This is a genomic window from Mycolicibacterium flavescens (assembly GCF_001722335.1).
GTDB lineage: Bacteria > Actinomycetota > Actinomycetes > Mycobacteriales > Mycobacteriaceae > Mycobacterium > Mycobacterium flavescens.
The window spans coordinates 94,624-110,774 of sequence record NZ_MIHA01000019.1; the positions used below are offsets into that span (position 1 = coordinate 94,624).

Sequence of the window (16,151 nt, forward strand, 5' to 3'; positions counted from 1 at the left end):
TCGTCCAAGCTGTGTCGGGGGTTTTAAGGTGTCTCCTGGTGACAACCTCAACATATTCGGCTGGCGGGCGGATGAGACGAGGAGACCGAGTATGGCTTCGCTGAGAACCGGTGACGGATTCCCGGATGTCGTGGTGACCGCCGTGACGTCGACGACGTCGTTGGCCACTGACGCCGAAGAGACCTGGCGGCTGCTGCAGGAGGGACGCAGCGGCATCCGGCCTCTGGACAAGTGGTTCGTCGACGAGTTCGACTCGCCGGTGCGCATCGGCGGCGCGATCCTCGAGGACCTCGACGAGCAGCTGACCCGCGTCGAGCGGCGCCGCACGTCGTACATGCAGAAGATGTCGACCGTGCTGAGCCGCCGGCTGTGGGGGATCGCGGGAGAGCCCGACATCGACACCCGGCGGCTGGGCGTCTCGGTGGGGCTGGCGCTGGGCAGCACCGAGGAGATCCCGCTGCAGCACGACCTGTGGCGGCAGAAGGGCCTGCGGGCGGTGTCGCCGCTGACGATCCAGATGTACATGCCCAACGGCGCGGCCGCCGCCGTCGGCCTGGACCGGCAGGCCAAGGCCGGCGTCATCTCGCCGGTGATGGCCGACGCGTCCGGGGCCGCGGCAGTCGCGCAGGCGTGGCGGCAAATCGTGCTCGGCGAGGCCGACATCGTGATCTGCGGCGGCGTGGAGACCCACATCGAGGCCGTTCCGGTGGCGGCGTTCAGCCTGCAGGAGCTGTTGTCGACCAACAACGACGACCCGGCCGGGGCCTGCCGCCCGTTCGACAAGGACCGCGACGGCATGGTGTTCGGCGAGGGCGGCGCGCTGCTGCTGCTCGAGACCGAGGAGCACGCCAAGGCGCGCGGCGCACGGCCGCTGGCCCGGCTGATGGGCGCGGCCATCACCTCCGACGGCTACGACGTCGTCCAACCCGATCCCGACGGCGAACGCGCCGGCGACGCGATCGCCCGGGCGATCGAACTGGCCGGCCTGACCCCCGCCGACGTCGACCACGTCAACGCCCACGCCACCGGAACCGTGGCAGGCGATCTGGCCGAGGCCCGCGCGATCCGCCGCGCGCTCGGCGACCACAACGCACCGGTCTACGCGCCCAAGGCCGCGCTGGGGCACTCGCTGGGTTCCGCGGGTGCGATCGAGGCGGTGCTGACCGTGCAGACGTTGCGCGACGGCGTCATCCCGCCGACGCTCAACCTCAAGGACCTCGATCCCGAGATCGACCTCGACGTGGTCGCCGACAGCCCCCGCAGCGGCCGGTACCGCTACGCGGTGAGCAATTCGTTCGGCCTCGGCGGCAACAACGTGGCGCTGGTGTTCGGCGGTTACTGACCCGACTTGGTCAGCGTGAACTGGCCGACGTAGCTGACGTTGCGCTGGAAGAAGTCCGAGCAGCCCACCAGGTACTTCATGTACCGGTCATAGACCTCCTGCGAGGTGGCCTCGATGGCCTTCTCGCGGCCGGCCTCCAGCGCGGCGGCCCAGGTGTCGAGCGTCCGCACGTAGTGCGTGGTCATCTCGTCGAAGTGCGCGACCGTGAAACCGGCGTTGCCTGCGTACTCGTAGACGTCCTCGTCGCAGGGCACCGCGCCGCCGGGGAAGATCTCCTTGGCGATGAACCGCATGAACTTCAGGTCGGTCATCGTGATCGGGATGCCCATCTCCGGCCAGCGCTTGAGCGGGTGACCCATGATCGTCTGCAGCACCATCCGGCCGTCGTCGGGCATCACGCGGTAGCAGGTGTCGAAGAACGCCTTGTACTTGCTCTTGGGCCAGGCTTCGAACGCCTCGATCGACACGATCCGGTCGACCGGCTCGTCGAACTCTTCCCAGCCCTTGAGCAGCACGCGACGCGACCGTTCGGTGTCCACCTCGTCGAGGATCTGCTGGCCCAGCGCGGCCTGGTTGCGGCTGAGCGTGAGCCCGACGACGTTGACGTCGTAGGTCTCGATCGCACGCTTCATCACCGAACCCCAGCCGCAGCCGACGTCGAGCAGCGTCATGCCCGGCTCCAGACCCAACTTGCCCAGCGCCAGGTCGATCTTGGCGATCTGGGCCTCCTCGAGCGACATGTCGTCGCGCTCGTAGAAGGCGCAGCTGTAGGTGCGCGTCGGGTCCTGGAACAGCCCGAAGAAATCGTTGGAGGTGTCGTAGTGGGCTTGAACGTCTTCGTACGCCACTTTCATGGTTGTCCCTCCGGAAGTGGTCCCCGAACCATCCGACATCTGCGACTGACCTCCTCTGCGGCGGTTACCAGCGTTCGCTCAGTAACGACCCACTCTTATATCGCACTTTTCGTATATCGGCTAAGCAGTGGCCTTCTCACACGTGAACTGCGCGACGTCGGTGTAGCCGTCCCGGAAAAGATCAGCGCACCCCGTCAGATATTTGCGGAAGCGCTCATAGATCGCCTCCGAGGTGATCGCGATCGCCTCGTCCTTCTTGGCTTCCAGGTTCGCTGCCCACGTGTCCAGCGTCTTGACGTAGTGCGGCTGCAGGTGCTGCTCGCGAGTGACCGTGTAACCGGCCTTGTTTGCGTGCTCGCGCACCATCGAGGCCAGTGGCAAACGTCCGCCGGGGTAGATCTCGTCCATGATGAACTTGATGAATCTCACCCGGGACATGGTCAGCGGCAGGCCTTTTGCCTTGATCTCCTCATCCTCGGGAATGATGATCGTGTGTAGCATCATCACGCCGTCGTCGGGCATCCAGTTGAACGTCTTCTTGAAGTAGTCGTCGTACTTGTTGAAGCCGAAGTGCTCGAAGGCGCCGATCGAGACGATCCGGTCGACCCGGCCCTCGAACTCCTCCCACGGCTGCAGCCGGACCTCCATCTTGCGGTCGCTTTTGATGTTGGCGAACCGGTTCTCCTCGATGTGGCGCTTCTGGTTCTCGCTGAGCGTGAGGCCGATGACGTTGACGTCGTACTTCTCCACCGCGCGCTGGATCGTCGAACCCCAACCGCAGCCGATGTCGAGCAGCGTCATTCCCGGCTGAAGGCCGAGCTTGCCCAGGGAGAGGTCGACCTTCGCGAGCTGTGCCTGCTCGAGCGTGTAGTCGTCCTTCTCGAAGTACGCGCAGCTGTAGGTCTGCGACGGGTCCTGCCAGAGCTTGAAGAAGTCGTTGGAGATGTCGTAGTGGAACTGGACTTCGTCCTTGTCCGAGCCACGGGTCTGGGAGGCGGACTTGGACAGCCACTTCGATTGCGCCTGGATGTTCGATGCTTCGGTCACGGTCCACCCTTAGTGAGATCGAGGGATCGGTTGGCAGCTATCGCGCAGGTGTGTTCGACACGATGTAACGACCCTACCTCGCATGCGGGTCACAATAAGTAGTCGCCGCGGCGGTTTCGCGCCGCCGCCTTGCGGGCGGGAAAGTCGTGGCGGGATGTCGCTTTCGACACCCGCGGTTTCAGATCTTGTTGTTGCGCGTCATCCACCGCATGACCTGCCATCCGACGAACACCGGCAGCCACGTCGTGAGCACCCGGTACAGCAACACCGCGGGCACCGCGACCGCGGCGGCCATCCCGAAGGCGGCCAAGCCGCCGATCAGCGCCGCCTCCACCGCGCCGATACCGCCGGGGGTGGGGGCCGCCGAGGCCAGCGTCCCGCCGACCATCGTCACCACCGTCACGGTGATGAACGACGTGTCGCCGCCGAACGCCTCGATCGCCGACCACAGCGCGAACGCGTTGCCGAGAGTTGTTGCGGCACAACCCAACATGATCACCGCCAGCCGCTTGGGTTCGCGTGCCAGCGCCCCCAGGTGGCCGACCATCTCCTGCAGTCGCGGGCGCACCGCGGTGGACAGCCAGTGCCGCAGCCGGGGGACCAGCAGGAAGGTGCCGATCAACCCGAGCAGGACCCCGCCGCCGAGGTAGATCAGCGTCACGTTGGGCACGAACCGGGCCAGGTCGGTCGACACGCCCGCGGCGGTCGAGAAGAAGATCAGCAACGACACGTGGGTGATCACCTGAACCGACTGCTGCAGCGCGACGGCCGTCGTCGCCCGCATCGGGCTCACCCCGCCCTTCTGCAGATAGCGCGCCGACAGCGCCAGACCGCCGACGCCCGCGGGGGTGGTGGTGGCGGCGAACTTGTTGGCCACCTGCATCACGGCCAGCCCGCGCAGGGTGACCAACCCGTCGGCGCACGCCCACAGCGCGGCCGCCGCCCCCAGGTACGTCAGCCCCGACGCCGCCAGCCCGAGCAGCGCCCACCACCAGTTCGCGGTCCGCAGTTCGGTGACGAAGGTCGGCACGGAGGACAGGAACGGATAGGCGACGTAGACCAGCGCGGCCAGCAGCACCAGCTGGATCACCTGGCCGCGGGTGAACCGGGTGACCGTCTCGGCGCGGATCTCGTCGACCCGGGTCTGGCGCTTGACCTCCTCGCGGGCCTCGGCGATGACGGCCTTGGCGTCGGTCACCGAATGCCGGATGCTCATCGGCACCGCGGCCTTGGTCAGCCGGCGCGACGCGGTCAGCACGGTGTCGTTGCCGAACGCCGCGATCGCCGCGCGCACCGCCGAGTGCGCGTCGTAGAGATGCGTCGTCGTCACCAGCAGCTGGGCGATGTCGGTGCGCAGCTGGGCGTCGGTGGCCCCGTACTCGGCGTTGTCGAAGCCGCCGAACAGCACCACCCCGTCCTCGACGGTGATCTCGCTGGGCCGCAGGTCGCCGTGGGTGATCTGGCAGTCGTGCAGTTCGCGCAGCGACTCCCACACCCGCGCGACGGGCACCGAGTCCACGGCCTCGCTGATCGGGATCCCGCGGGTCGGGGTGTGCGCGTACAGCGTCCAGCCGCGGTCGAGGGCGGACACGGCGATCGTCGACGTGTTGGCGATCTTGAGCTCGCCGATCGCGATGGCCATCAGCGCGCGGTGCTCGACGAGGCGGCGCATCGACGCGTGCAGCGGCGCGGTCTCGCGGTCGCGGAAGCGCAGCTTGCGCCACAGCTGCAACAGCACACCGCCGCCGCGCTGGTGCGGTCCGTACAGCTCCATCACCGCGGTGGTCTGCTCTTCTTCACAGGTGGCGTTGATGACCAGCGGGCCGGCACCGGCCGGGCGGACCACGGTCAGCGTCGACACGGTGCAGCCGCGGCGGGCCATCGCGCGCACGGCGCCGTCCAGCGGCACCTCCAGGCCGGGGGTGCCGACGACGAGCACCACCAGCGCGCCGACGAACCACCCGACGGCCAGCCCGAACAGTGAGCGGGCCGGCACCACGGCGCTGATCACCAGGTGGATCGGCACGAACGCCAGCAGCAGCGTCCACCACCAGCGGCGCCAGCGGCCCGGCAGCCACGGCCCGGACACGGTGAGCACCGCGGCCAGCATCGCGATCCAGCGCGGATCGTCGACGAACTGCGAGGCGAACGTGTCGAGCCGACCGGACAGGTCGAAGTGCCAGCGCGGCGCGGTCAGGCCGAACCCGCTGACCGACAACGCCAAGCCGGCGATCGCGGCCGCGGCCGCGTACGCGCCGAGCAGTTTCCACTGCCGCGAGACGATCAGGCTGACCAGGATGACGAACGGCAGCGCGACGATCGCGATGCCGTAGACCAGGTAGACGAGGTTGGCCTGGGTCGGGGTCAACACCGCGACGATCTCGGAGATCGAACGTTCCAGCGCCACCCACTCGTTGCGGGTGATCAGCGAACTGGTGATGACGACGGCCAGAAACAGCGCGGACAGCACCACGCGGACGATGTCGTTGGTCCGCCTCGTCAGCGGCTGCAGCAGGCTGCCCGAGACGGTGATGTCCCGCCCGTCAACACGCATGCTTCAACGATCTTCTCCGGTCGGGGGTCACGTCGGTAGCGACCCGCCGCCAACTTAGCCCGTGACCGGTGAAAAGCAGCTCATTGAGCGCCCTGGAGCGGGCTCAGATCGCGTACTGGCGCGGCTGGTGCTGCACGGAGATCCAGTGTTCGGTGGTGAACTCGTCGATGGCCCACTGGCCGCCGAAGCGGCCGATGCCCGAGGCCTTCTCCCCGCCGAACGCGGTGTTGGCGTCGTCGTTGACCGGCGCGTCGTTGACGTGGGTCATCCCGGTGTCGATGCGTCGGGCAAAGCGCACCGCGCGGTCGACGTCGCGGCTGAACACCGCCGACGACAGCCCGTACTCGGTGTCGTTGGCCAGCCGCAGCGCGTCCTCTTCGCCGTCGGCGCGGATCACCGTCATCACCGGCCCGAACACCTCCTCGCGGGCGGTGGCCACGTCGTTGGAGCCGGTCAGGATGTGCGGCGGCAGGCACTGGCCGGTGGGGCCGAACGGGTCGCCGCCGATCAGCAGCGACGCGCCGTCGCTGCGGGCCCGGTCGAGCTTGTCCTGGATCGACTCCAGCTGCGAGGTGTTGATGATCGGTCCGAGCTGGTTCTGCGGGTCGCGCGGGTCGCCGACGCGCAGCGCCTTGGTCTGCACGACGAAGCGGTCGAGGAACTCGTCGAAGACGAGGGTGTCGACGATCGCGCGGTTGCCGATCATGCAGATCTGGCCCTGGTGGAAGAAGGAGCCGAACACCGCGGCGCGGGCGGCGAGGTCGAGGTCGGCGTCTGCGAGTACGACGATCGGCCCGTTGCCGCCGAGTTCGAGCGCGGTGCGCTTGATGCCGGCCTTGGCGGCGATGCCCTCGCCGACCGGGGTGGACCCGGTGAACGAGACGACGCGCGGTGTCGGGTGGGCCACGATCGCGTCGCCGATGTCCGAGCCGGAGCCGACGACCACCGACAGCAGGCCCGGCGGCAGGCCGGCCTCCTCGAAGATCCGCGCCAGCAGCAGGCCGCCGGTGACCGGGGTGTCGCCGGCGGGTTTGAGCACGACGGCGTTGCCGACCGCGAGCGCTGGGGCCACCGAGCGGTTGGACAGCTGCATCGGGAAGTTCCACGGCGAGATCACCGCGACGACGCCGACCGGTTCCCGGTAGACGCGGCTCTCCTTGCCGGGGATGTCCGACGGCATGATCTTGCCCTCGACGTGGTGGGGCATCGAGGCGGCCTCCCACAGCACCGAACGCACCAGGCTCCATTCGAGTTCGGCCTTGGCGACGGTGCCGCCGGACTCGCGGATCAGCCAGTCGGTGATCTCGTCCTTGCGTGCGCCCATCACATCGGCGGCATCGCGCATCACCTGAGCGCGCACCATCGGCGGTTGTGCGGCCCAATCCCGTTGTGCTTCAACAGCCGTCGCGTAGGCCTCATCGAGGTCGTCCGCGTCGGCCTGCGGGATCTCGGTGAGCGTGTCGCCGGTGTAGGGGTCGGTGTCCTCGCGGGTCTTGCCCGACGAGCCGGCCCGCCACTGCTTGCCGATCGGCATCGTGTCGAACGCGGGATAGGTGCTCATGCCGGTGGGCTACCCGATGCGGCAGGCGTTACTCAGTTGGTGTTGGTTCTTCCCCTCGGCGCCCGACAATCGTACCCTATTAGGCATGAGTACAACAACGGCGTCGGCTCTGCCGCCCGGGCCGCGGTTGCCGTCGATCGTGACTTCGCTGTTGATGCTGCGCTGGTGGCCGCGCGTGGTCGCGGTCTGCCGTCGTCGCTACGGCAAGGTGTTCACGCTCACGAACTCGGTGATGGGCCGAATGGTCTACCTGTCCGACCCCGCCGACATCAAGACCGTGTTCGCCGGCGATCCGCGGATTCTCCATGCGGGCGAGGCGAATTCGATGCTGTCCGGGCTGCTCGGCGAGACCTCGGTACTGGTCGTCGACGACGACGTGCACCGCGAATGCCGCCGCTCGATGATGGCGCCGTTCCATCGCGACGCGGTCGCACGCCAGGCCGCGGTGATGGCCGACATCGCCGCGGACAACGTCGCCGGCTGGCCGGCGGGCAGGCCGTTCGCGGTGGCGCCGAAGATGGCCGAGATCACGCTCGAGGTGATCCTGCGGACCGTGATCGGCGCCAGTGACCCGGCCCGGTTGGCCGAACTGCGCGCGGTGATGCCGCGGCTGCTGCGGGTCGGGGCGTGGGAGTCGTTGGCGCTCGCGAAGCCGGAACTGTTGCAGCGCAGACCGTGGCGGCGGCTGCGCCGGCTGATGGCCGAGGCCGACCGGTTGCTGTACGCCGAGATCGCCGACCGCCGCGCCGACCCGCATCTCGACGAGCGCACCGATGCGCTGGCCATGCTGGTGCGCGCTGATGGCGGGGTCGCCATGACCGACCGCGAACTGCGCGACCAGTTGATCACGCTGCTGGTGGCCGGCCACGACACCACCGCGACCGGATTGTCGTGGGCGCTGGAGAGATTGACGCGCCATCCCGATCTGCTCGCCAAGGCCGTGCGGGCCGCCGACGAGGGCGACGACGAGTACCTCGACGCGGTCGCCAAGGAGACGCTGCGCATCCGCCCGGTCGTGCCCGATGTCGGCCGGATCCTCACCGAACCCGTCGAGATCGCCGGCTACCGGCTCCCGGCGGGTGTGATGGTGGTGCCGAGCATCACGCTCGTGCACGACGACGCCGGCATCTACCCCGATCCCGAGCGCTTCGACCCCGACCGCATGCTCGGCGTGACGTTGAGTCCGACGACGTGGTTACCGTTCGGCGGGGGTAATCGGCGTTGTCTCGGTGCGGGTTTCGCGATGGTCGAGATGCGGGTGGTGCTGCGGGAGGTGCTGCGCCGGGTGGAACTGGCCACCACCGAGGCGCCCGGCGAACGTCAGCGGATCAAACACGTGATTTTGACACCGCACCGCGGTGCGCGAATCACCGTGCGGGCGCGCAGAACTGGGGTGTCGAGTAGCAACGGCGCATACGGATGACGTTGCGCTAGAACACCACGGGCGCGACGGCGGGCCAAACCCCGGGACCCGCCGCCGCATTCACCCGCGATACAGGTTGGCTAGGGGATGTCGGTGGCGGGCACGCTGCCGCAGCCCACACCCGGGATGCAGCCGGCCGCACCGCCCGGTCCTGCGGTACCCGACGGTCCGCCCGGAATCGCTCCGGTCGCACCCGCGGGTCCGGCAGCGCCGGACGGTCCACCCGGAATGGCGCCCGCTGCGCCCTCGGGTCCGGCCACACCGGCCGGCCCACCCGGAATCGCACCCGCGGCGCCCTCGGGTCCGGCCACACCGGCCGGGCCACCCGGAATCGCACCCGCGGCGCCCGCGGGACCGGCGACCCCACCCGGACCACCGGGCACGGCTCCGGCGACTGCGGGAGCACCCGGTGCCGGCGGCGGAACCCAGGCACCCGGAGGCGGCGGCGGGGCAGGCGCCGCGCAACCCGTGCCGTCCGGATCGATGCAACCTCCCAACCCGCCCGTGGGCAGGACGGAGGACGAAGCAAAGCCTGCAGGTGCGGCAGCGATCGCCGCGGCGGCCGCGCCGGCCAGCAGAAGCGGTGAGACCTTCTTGAGGTTGATCAACATGGAGGTGCTTTTACCACCGGCAGCAAAGATCAAACCTCAACCGCGAAAGTCAGTCCTGCACAGCCTTGGCCAGCGTGACCCACCGCGTCAGCACCGCGGCCTCGCCGTCGAGGGCCTGCGTCGCCGCCCGCACCACCCGCAGCAGCACCCACGCCCGCGCCGCGTCCTCGTCGAAACCCGCAGCGTCGACCAACGCGTAGAACCGGCGCTGCACCCCGCGGCGGACGTCGTCGGCGATCTCGTCCCACCGCGTCCACAACATCGGCGCGATCTCGAAACAGGGGTCGGCGTTGACCGGCCGCGGCGCGATCGCCAACCACGCCGCGCGCGTGGCGGCCAGCACATTGCCGAAGTGCAGGTCGCCGTGCACCACGACGTCCGCGGGGGCCTCCGCCAGCTCGCGGGCCAGCGTCGCGGCCTGCGAGACCAGACGATGCGGCACCGGCGCGCCGCGCGGCAACCCGTCGAAGTCGTCGGCCCACCGACGCAGAAACGTTGGCGCTCCGGGCAATTGCGGCATCGCCGGTACGTGCAGCTGCCGGTACAGGCCGACCACGACCCGGCAGGCGTCGACGTCGGTCAGCGATTCGAGCGTGTGAGAACCGGCCCGCTCCAGCAGCACCGCCGCCCGCCGCGGATCCGCGCGCAGCAGCCGCACCGCGCCGTGGCCGCCCCATCGCCGCAGCACCAGGTGCTCGCGGGGTGAGGCGCCGACCTTGAGGACCGCCGGCGTCCCGTCGTCCGTGCGCACCGGCAGCACCGTCGGACCGACGGCGTCCCCGTCGGGCCGCAGCCGCCACTCCGTGAGCAGGCCGGCCGGGTCAGGGGTGTCGATCCGCTGTGCCGCCATCGTCGGCGAGGCTAGCGATGTCGCGATCCCACGCGGCGTAGCGGACCCGCCTCAGGCAGGGCCGCGAGACCGCGACACACCCGGCGGCCGCCGCGGCCACCGCGAGCCAGAACGTGATCGCGGCGATCGTGCCGTCCAGCCCGGCCCGCCACCACGGGTCCAGCGGCACGACCCGCTCTCCGTTCTCGTCGACGACGATCTCGATGCTCTGCCCGGCGCGCACCGGCTGATCCCACTGGAATCGTCCGACGCGCTCGACGCCGCCGAGGCTCCACGTCGCCTCCACCACGCTGACGTTGGTCCGCGGCAGCGTCGCGCTGGCCTGCGTGACGGTCGCGTGGACCTGCAGGTGGCGTTCGGCCTGGGCGGCGTAGGCGTGGCCGCGTTCGTCGTGGATCGCGGTCGCCATGGCGGCGGCGACGGGAATCGCGACCAGCACGGCCGCGATCGCCATCGCCGCGATCGTCACTTCGATGCGGTCGCTGGTGCGCACCAGCGGATTGCGGCCCAGAGCATGGACCAGCCGCCAGCGCCACCACCCGTTCGTGACCGTCTGCACCCCGCCCCTCCCTCGATGCCGTCCCCCGCGGGGGATTGACCGGTACAGCGGGTTCAAACCTCCTCACCGCTGCACGGGACGCACCACGATCTCGGAGACGTCGACGGTCGGCGGTTGGTGCACGGCATAGGCGACGGCGTCGGCGATCGCCTCCGGGTCGAGTGCGTGCCGCCGGTACTCGGCCATCACCTGTTTGGCGTCCGGATCGCTGATCGTGTCGGCCAGTTCGCTTTCCACCACGCCCGGCGAGACCGTGGTGACGCGGATGTGCGGGGGTGACTCCATCCGCAGCCCCTCGGTGATCGCCCACGCGGCGTACTTGGTGCCGCAGTACACCGCCGCGGTCGGGGTGACCGAGTGCGCCCCGATCGAGGCCATCGTGACGAAATGCCCGCCGCCCTGCCGGTCGAAGTGCGGCAGCGCGGCGTGGATGCCGTGCAGCAGGCCGCGCACGTTCACGTCGATCATTCGATCCCACTCCTCGACGAGCCCGACGTCCAGCCGCGACAGCGGCATCACCCCGGCGTTGGCGACGAACACGTCGAGACGGCCGTGCCGCGACACCGTGTCGTCCACCGCGGCGCGCACCGCGTCGCGGTCGGTCACGTCCAGCGGGCAGGGTTCGACGGTGCCGTGGCGTTCGGCGAGTTCGGTCAACCGGTCGGTGCGCCGGGCCGCGGCGACGACGACGAGCCCGTCGTCGGCCAGGCGGGCGGCCACGGCGCGTCCGATGCCGCTGCTGGCGCCGGTGACGAACGCGACTTTCTGGTCAGTCATGGGGTTGCCTTCCGCGATCGATTCGTTGTTCGTCACCAACTCTGCTGCGCGCCAACGGCACCGGGAAGGGCGGGAGTTTCCTGGGAGCGCTGCACCCACCCTCGCGGCGGTCCCGCGCCGTAGCATGGCGACATGGCCGACACCGAGCTCGGGACGTTCCTGCGCGCCGCCCGCGCCGCGGTGAGCCCGGACTCGGTGGGCCTGCCCCGCAACGGACATCGCCGGGTGGCCGGGCTGCGCAGGGAGGAAGTGGCGATGCTGGCCGGTTGCAGCGTCGACTACTACATCCGGCTCGAACAGGGCCGCGAGCGGTCGCCGTCACCGCAGGTGACCGAGGCGCTGGCGACCGCGCTGGCCCTCGGCGACGACGGCCGCAAGCACCTGTACCGGTTGGCCGGGCACATCCCGGTCGACGACGTGGCCGTCGTCGACCGGGTCGACCCGGCGCTGCTCGAGCTGATGGCGGCGTGGCCGGACAACCCGGCCGTCGTCTACAACCTCGCCTATGACGTGCTGGCCTCGAACACGATCGCCGACGCCCTGTTTCACGACTGGACCCACTCGCGCAACCTGATGCACGTCGTGTTCACCGACCCCGGCGCCCGAACCTTCTACCGCGACTGGGACAAAGCCGCCGCCAACGCCGTCGCGGGGTTCCGGCTCAACCGCGGCCGCTCACCGAACCACCCGCGCATCCAGCAGGTGCTGCGCGAACTGCTGTCGGCCGGCGGAGAATTCAAACGGCTGTGGGAACGTCACGATGCTCGCGGAAAAGCGTTGGAAACCAAGCATTTCCACCATAACGAAGTCGGCGAGCTGACGTTGTCGATGCAGACCTTCGACGTCCGCTCGGCGCCCGGTCAGGAACTCGTGGTCTACCACGCGGCGCCCGGCTCCACCGACGCCCACGCGCTGAGCCTGCTGGGCTCGCTCGCCGTCACCGACCGCGGGACCGCCGGCTAGCCGCAACCTGCCCGTAGCCTGCCGTAACGCCGCAATCATCGTCGGCGTCGATTATTAAGAGAATCTGGCAAACATGAGGTAGCTTCAATCGACACACGATGCGGGGTTGGCCGCTGTCGAGGGGTTAACAGGGACGGTGGATTCCACACCATTCGGGCACTATCAGCTGCAACAGCTGATCGGCCGTGGCGGCATGGGCGAGGTCTATCGCGCCTACGACACCCGCACCGACCGCATTGTCGCGCTGAAGGTCCTGCCGCCCAGCATGGCCGCCGACGAGACCTTTCAGCTGCGCTTCCGCCGCGAATCGCAGGCCGCCGCCGGGCTCAACGACCCGCATGTGGTGCCCATCCACGGATTCGGTGAGATCGACGGCCGGCTCTACCTCGACATGCGCCTGATCGAGGGCCGCAACCTCGGCACCATCCTCACCGACACCGGGAAACCGATCGACATCACGCTGGCGGTCAAGGTCGTCGAACAGGTCGCGATGGCGCTCGACGCCGCCCACGCCGCCGGGCTGATCCACCGCGACATCAAACCGTCGAACATCCTGATCACCGACCGCGACTTCGTCTACCTCATCGACTTCGGGCTCGCCCGCACCGCCGGCGAGAAGGGCCTGACCACAGCGGGAAGCACGCTCGGCACGATGGCCTACATGGCCCCCGAGCGCTTCGAGGGCAAGCCCGTCGACGCGACCGCCGACATCTACGCGCTGGCCTGCGTGCTCTACGAATGCCTGACCGGGGAGCGGCCCTATCCGGCCGACAGCCTCGAACAGCAGATCGCCGGCCACATGACCAAGGAGGTGCCGCGGCCGTCGGCCATCGATCCCCGGCTGGCCGCGTTCGACGCCGTGATCGCCAAGGGCATGGCCAAGAAACCGGCCAAGCGCTACCAGAAGGCCGGCGACCTGGCCGAAGCCGCGCGCCGTGCGCTGAACTCGCCGGTGCGTGGCGGCAGCGGCAGACACCAGGCGCGCCGGGCCCCGGTGCGTAAGACGCGGGTGTCGCGACGGCTGCTGGCGGTGGCCGGTTCGGTCGTGCTGGTCGCGGCGCTGGGCACCTTCGGCGTGCTGCAGTGGCGCGGCGGCCCCGACCGCAGCGGCACCCGGCCCGCCGCGGTCGAGGAGAGCACCGAAACCCCGGCCCCGGGCACCGGCCCCGGTGTGGTCGAGGCGATCGCGGCCACCGTCCCCGCCGACATCAGGTCGACCGGCCGGCTCATCATCGGCGTCAACATCCCCTATGCGCCAAACGAATTCAAGGATGCCGACGGGCAGATCGTCGGGTTCGACGTCGACTTGATGAACGCGATCGCCCGCACGCTCGGGTTGGTGCCCGAATACCGCGAGACCGCGTTCGAGGCGATCCTGCCGTCGGTGCGCGCCGGTGACTTCGATGTCGGCATGTCGTCGTTCACCGACACCAAGGAACGCGAGGAACTCGTCGATTTCGTGACCTACTTCCGCGCGGGCACGCTGTGGGCGCAGCGGGCCGGGTCGGGGATCACGCCCGCCGACGCGTGCGGACTGCGCGTCGGCGTGTCGTATGCCACGCTGCAGGAAACCGAGGAAATCCCCGCCAAGAGCGAAGAATGCGTGGCCGCGGGCCTGCCGCCGGTCGAAAAGGTGGTCTACGTCAGCCAGGACGATCTGAACGCGGCGCTGTCCAACGGCGAGGTCGACGCGATGGCCGCCGACTCCCCGGTGACCGGGTTCGCGATCAAAACCTCCGGCGGCGCGCTCGAAGCCGCAGGCGACGTGTTCAACTCCGCGCCCTACGGCTGGCCTGTCGAAAAAGGTTCAGATCTCGCAGAACCGTTGCGCCAGGCCCTCGTTCACCTCATCTCCACCGGCGAGTACCGCACCATCGCGGTGATGTGGGGTGTGGAGAAAGGCATGATCTCGACACCCGAGATCAACGGCGCGACCCGTTGACCCGGTCGGGGTGTAGGGTGGATGGCAGACCGTATCGGTCCACACCCCGCGCGCCACAGTTCAGGCAGCAGCGGAACCTATTCAAAGGACTTCGTACATGGAATCGTCCAACCTGTTCAGCCACCCGCAGAAACCCGAGTTCGTCGCCAGCGACCGCGACACCTCCGATCCGGTGGCCGACCCGGTGTTCTCCGACCGCCAGGACCGCAAATCCGGTAACCAGCGGCCCTCCTAGCGCACCACGATGGTGTGCTCCGAGCGCGGCACCAACTGACCGATCACCGGCGCGCCCGGGATCTCTCCGGCGATCAGCAACCCGCCCGAGGTCTGCGCGTCGGCCAGCAGCAGCGCCTCGTCGCTGTCGACCGCACTCAGGTCGACGTGCGGGGCGACCCACTCCAGATTGCGCCGGGTGCCGCCGCTGACGAACCCCTGCGCCAGCGCCTCGCGCGCACCGTCGATGTAGGGCACCGCCGCGCTGTCGAGCACCGCGGTCACCCCGCTGGCGCGGGCCAGCTTGTGCAGATGCCCGAGCAGCCCGAAACCCGTCACGTCGGTGGCACATTCGACGCCGGCGTCCACCGCCGCGCGGGCCGCGTCGGCGTTCAGCGTCGTCATCACCGCAATCGCCTCCGGAAACGTCTCGCCGGTGTTCTTGTGCCGGCTGTTGAGCACCCCCACGCCGAGCGGTTTGGTCAGCGACAGCGGAATCCCCGCCTTGCCGGCGTCGTTGCGCAGCAACCGATTCGGGTCCGCGACACCGGTGACCGCCAACCCGTACTTGGGTTCGGGGTCGTCGACGCTGTGGCCGCCGGCCAGATGGCAGCCCGCGGCGTTGCAGACATCCATGCCGCCGCGCAGCGCCTCGGCCGCCAGCTCGAACGGCAGCAGCTCGCGAGGCCAGCCCAGCAGGTTCACTGCGACGACCGGGCGCCCGCCCATCGCGTACACGTCCGACAGCGCGTTGGTCGCCGCGATGCGGCCCCAGTCGTAGGCGTCGTCGACGACCGGGGTGAAGAAGTCCGTCGTCGCGATCAACGCCATCCCGCCGTCGATGCGGACCGCGGCCGCGTCGTCGCCGTCGTCGAGACCCACCAGCAGTTCACCGACCGGGTTCGTCGGCGCGGCCTGCGTCAGCCCGCGCACCACCTCCTCGAGCTCGCCGGGCGGGATCTTGCAGGCGCACCCGCCGCCGTGGGCGTACTGGGTCAGGCGATACGTCAGCTGTTCGGTCACGGTGTCCATGCTGCCTGGCATGATCGCCTCGTGGCCACGGGGAGGCGTATCCGGTCTGGTGACCGGCGCGATCTTCAAAATCGCCGAGCGGCAGACGCTGTCGCTGGCGGGTTCGATTCCCGTCCGCCTCCGCCACCGAAAGGGCTGCTCAGCCGTCCCAGACGACCAGGCCGTCGTCGCGGAGCCGAGCGCCGTCGGCCGGCGAATGCTCCACCAGCCGGCCGTCGTGCATGAGATGGCTGACCGGCACCGACAACCGCAGCACGGCCACGTCGGAGACGATCCGCCGGTGGCAGCGCCACCACACCGCCTCGCTGCACATCATCGCGGTGTGCTGGGTGCGCGCCTGCTCGACCAGATCGTCGAGCGCGGCCCCGAACTCGGCGGTGCGGGTGTAGGCCGCGTACGCGGCGAACTGGGCGACGCGCCACC

The 16,151-nt window shown here is 69.4% G+C and carries 15 protein-coding genes and 1 tRNA gene; 6 read left to right on the forward strand and 10 right to left on the reverse strand.

What is annotated here, in order from left to right:
- The first annotated feature begins 91 nt into the window (after positions 1-91).
- Positions 92-1,342 (forward strand): KasA/KasB family beta-ketoacyl-ACP synthase, encoded by a 1,251-nt coding sequence (locus tag BHQ18_RS22480; protein WP_069415859.1) that lies wholly within the window; start codon positions 92-94, stop codon positions 1,340-1,342.
- Here the strand turns inward: BHQ18_RS22480 and BHQ18_RS22485 are convergent.
- The 4 genes from BHQ18_RS22485 to BHQ18_RS22500 all read right to left on the reverse strand — a co-directional run bounded on the left by BHQ18_RS22485 (position 1,336) and on the right by BHQ18_RS22500 (position 7,358).
- Positions 1,336-2,196 (reverse strand): cyclopropane mycolic acid synthase family methyltransferase, encoded by an 861-nt coding sequence (locus tag BHQ18_RS22485; protein WP_069415860.1) that lies wholly within the window; start codon positions 2,194-2,196, stop codon positions 1,336-1,338. The two genes, BHQ18_RS22480 and BHQ18_RS22485, sit on opposite strands and share 7 nt — an antisense overlap.
- Positions 2,197-2,316: 120 nt before the next feature.
- Positions 2,317-3,243 (reverse strand): cyclopropane mycolic acid synthase family methyltransferase, encoded by a 927-nt coding sequence (locus BHQ18_RS22490; RefSeq protein WP_069415861.1) that lies wholly within the window; start codon positions 3,241-3,243, stop codon positions 2,317-2,319.
- 178 nt (positions 3,244-3,421) lie between these two features.
- Positions 3,422-5,797: a lysylphosphatidylglycerol synthase transmembrane domain-containing protein gene (locus tag BHQ18_RS22495; protein ID WP_069415862.1), complete on the reverse strand. Its 2,376-nt coding sequence runs from the start codon at positions 5,795-5,797 to the stop codon at positions 3,422-3,424.
- A gap of 103 nt (positions 5,798-5,900) precedes the next feature.
- Entirely contained in the window at positions 5,901-7,358 is a 1,458-nt protein-coding gene (locus tag BHQ18_RS22500; protein ID WP_069415863.1) for an aldehyde dehydrogenase family protein, read from the reverse strand.
- 85 nt (positions 7,359-7,443) lie between these two features.
- Between BHQ18_RS22500 and BHQ18_RS22505 the strand changes: the two genes are divergently transcribed.
- The gene (locus tag BHQ18_RS22505) at positions 7,444-8,781 is read left to right on the forward strand and encodes a cytochrome P450 (RefSeq protein WP_069415864.1); all 1,338 of its coding nucleotides are present in this window, start codon (positions 7,444-7,446) and stop codon (positions 8,779-8,781) included.
- An 80-nt stretch (positions 8,782-8,861) separates the two neighbouring features.
- Here the strand turns inward: BHQ18_RS22505 and BHQ18_RS29275 are convergent, their stop codons facing one another.
- From BHQ18_RS29275 to BHQ18_RS22520, 4 genes are all read right to left on the reverse strand, one after another.
- Positions 8,862-9,392, reverse strand: coding sequence for a hypothetical protein (locus tag BHQ18_RS29275; RefSeq protein WP_084294264.1), 531 nt, complete (start codon positions 9,390-9,392; stop codon positions 8,862-8,864).
- A gap of 49 nt (positions 9,393-9,441) precedes the next feature.
- Positions 9,442-10,242 (reverse strand): aminoglycoside phosphotransferase family protein, encoded by an 801-nt coding sequence (locus tag BHQ18_RS22510; protein ID WP_069415865.1) that lies wholly within the window; start codon positions 10,240-10,242, stop codon positions 9,442-9,444.
- Positions 10,214-10,801, reverse strand: coding sequence for an Rv1733c family protein (locus tag BHQ18_RS22515; protein WP_069415866.1), 588 nt, complete (start codon positions 10,799-10,801; stop codon positions 10,214-10,216). The genes BHQ18_RS22510 and BHQ18_RS22515 overlap by 29 nt, the downstream gene beginning before the upstream one ends.
- A 63-nt stretch (positions 10,802-10,864) precedes the next feature.
- Positions 10,865-11,578 carry an SDR family oxidoreductase gene (locus BHQ18_RS22520; protein WP_069415882.1) on the reverse strand — a complete coding sequence of 238 codons (714 nt, stop codon included), beginning with the start codon at positions 11,576-11,578 and terminating at the stop codon, positions 10,865-10,867.
- A gap of 132 nt (positions 11,579-11,710) precedes the next feature.
- Between BHQ18_RS22520 and BHQ18_RS22525 the strand changes: the two genes are divergently transcribed.
- From BHQ18_RS22525 to BHQ18_RS30190, 3 genes are all read left to right on the forward strand, one after another.
- On the forward strand, positions 11,711-12,541 hold the full coding sequence (locus BHQ18_RS22525) for a helix-turn-helix transcriptional regulator (protein ID WP_069415867.1): 831 nt from the start codon (positions 11,711-11,713) through the stop codon (positions 12,539-12,541).
- Between the two features lie 136 nt (positions 12,542-12,677).
- Positions 12,678-14,483, forward strand: a complete 1,806-nt coding sequence (gene stpK7 / locus BHQ18_RS22530; RefSeq protein ID WP_069415868.1) for a serine/threonine protein kinase StpK7 — start codon at positions 12,678-12,680, stop codon at positions 14,481-14,483.
- A gap of 97 nt (positions 14,484-14,580) precedes the next feature.
- Positions 14,581-14,718: a hypothetical protein gene (locus BHQ18_RS30190; protein ID WP_165614591.1), complete on the forward strand. Its 138-nt coding sequence runs from the start codon at positions 14,581-14,583 to the stop codon at positions 14,716-14,718.
- On the opposite strand, the gene selD is transcribed toward BHQ18_RS30190, so the two are convergent.
- Complete coding sequence (gene selD / locus BHQ18_RS22535) at positions 14,715-15,707, reverse strand: selenide, water dikinase SelD (protein WP_069415883.1); 993 nt, start codon at positions 15,705-15,707, stop codon at positions 14,715-14,717. The genes BHQ18_RS30190 and selD overlap by 4 nt on opposite strands.
- Positions 15,708-15,759: 52 nt before the next feature.
- Between selD and BHQ18_RS22540 the strand changes: the two genes are divergently transcribed.
- A tRNA-Sec gene (locus BHQ18_RS22540) sits at positions 15,760-15,854 on the forward strand.
- A 13-nt stretch (positions 15,855-15,867) separates the two neighbouring features.
- Here the strand turns inward: BHQ18_RS22540 and BHQ18_RS22545 are convergent.
- Positions 15,868-16,151: DUF488 domain-containing protein (locus BHQ18_RS22545; RefSeq protein ID WP_131815722.1), on the reverse strand; the 284-nt coding region annotated here is incomplete at its 5' end.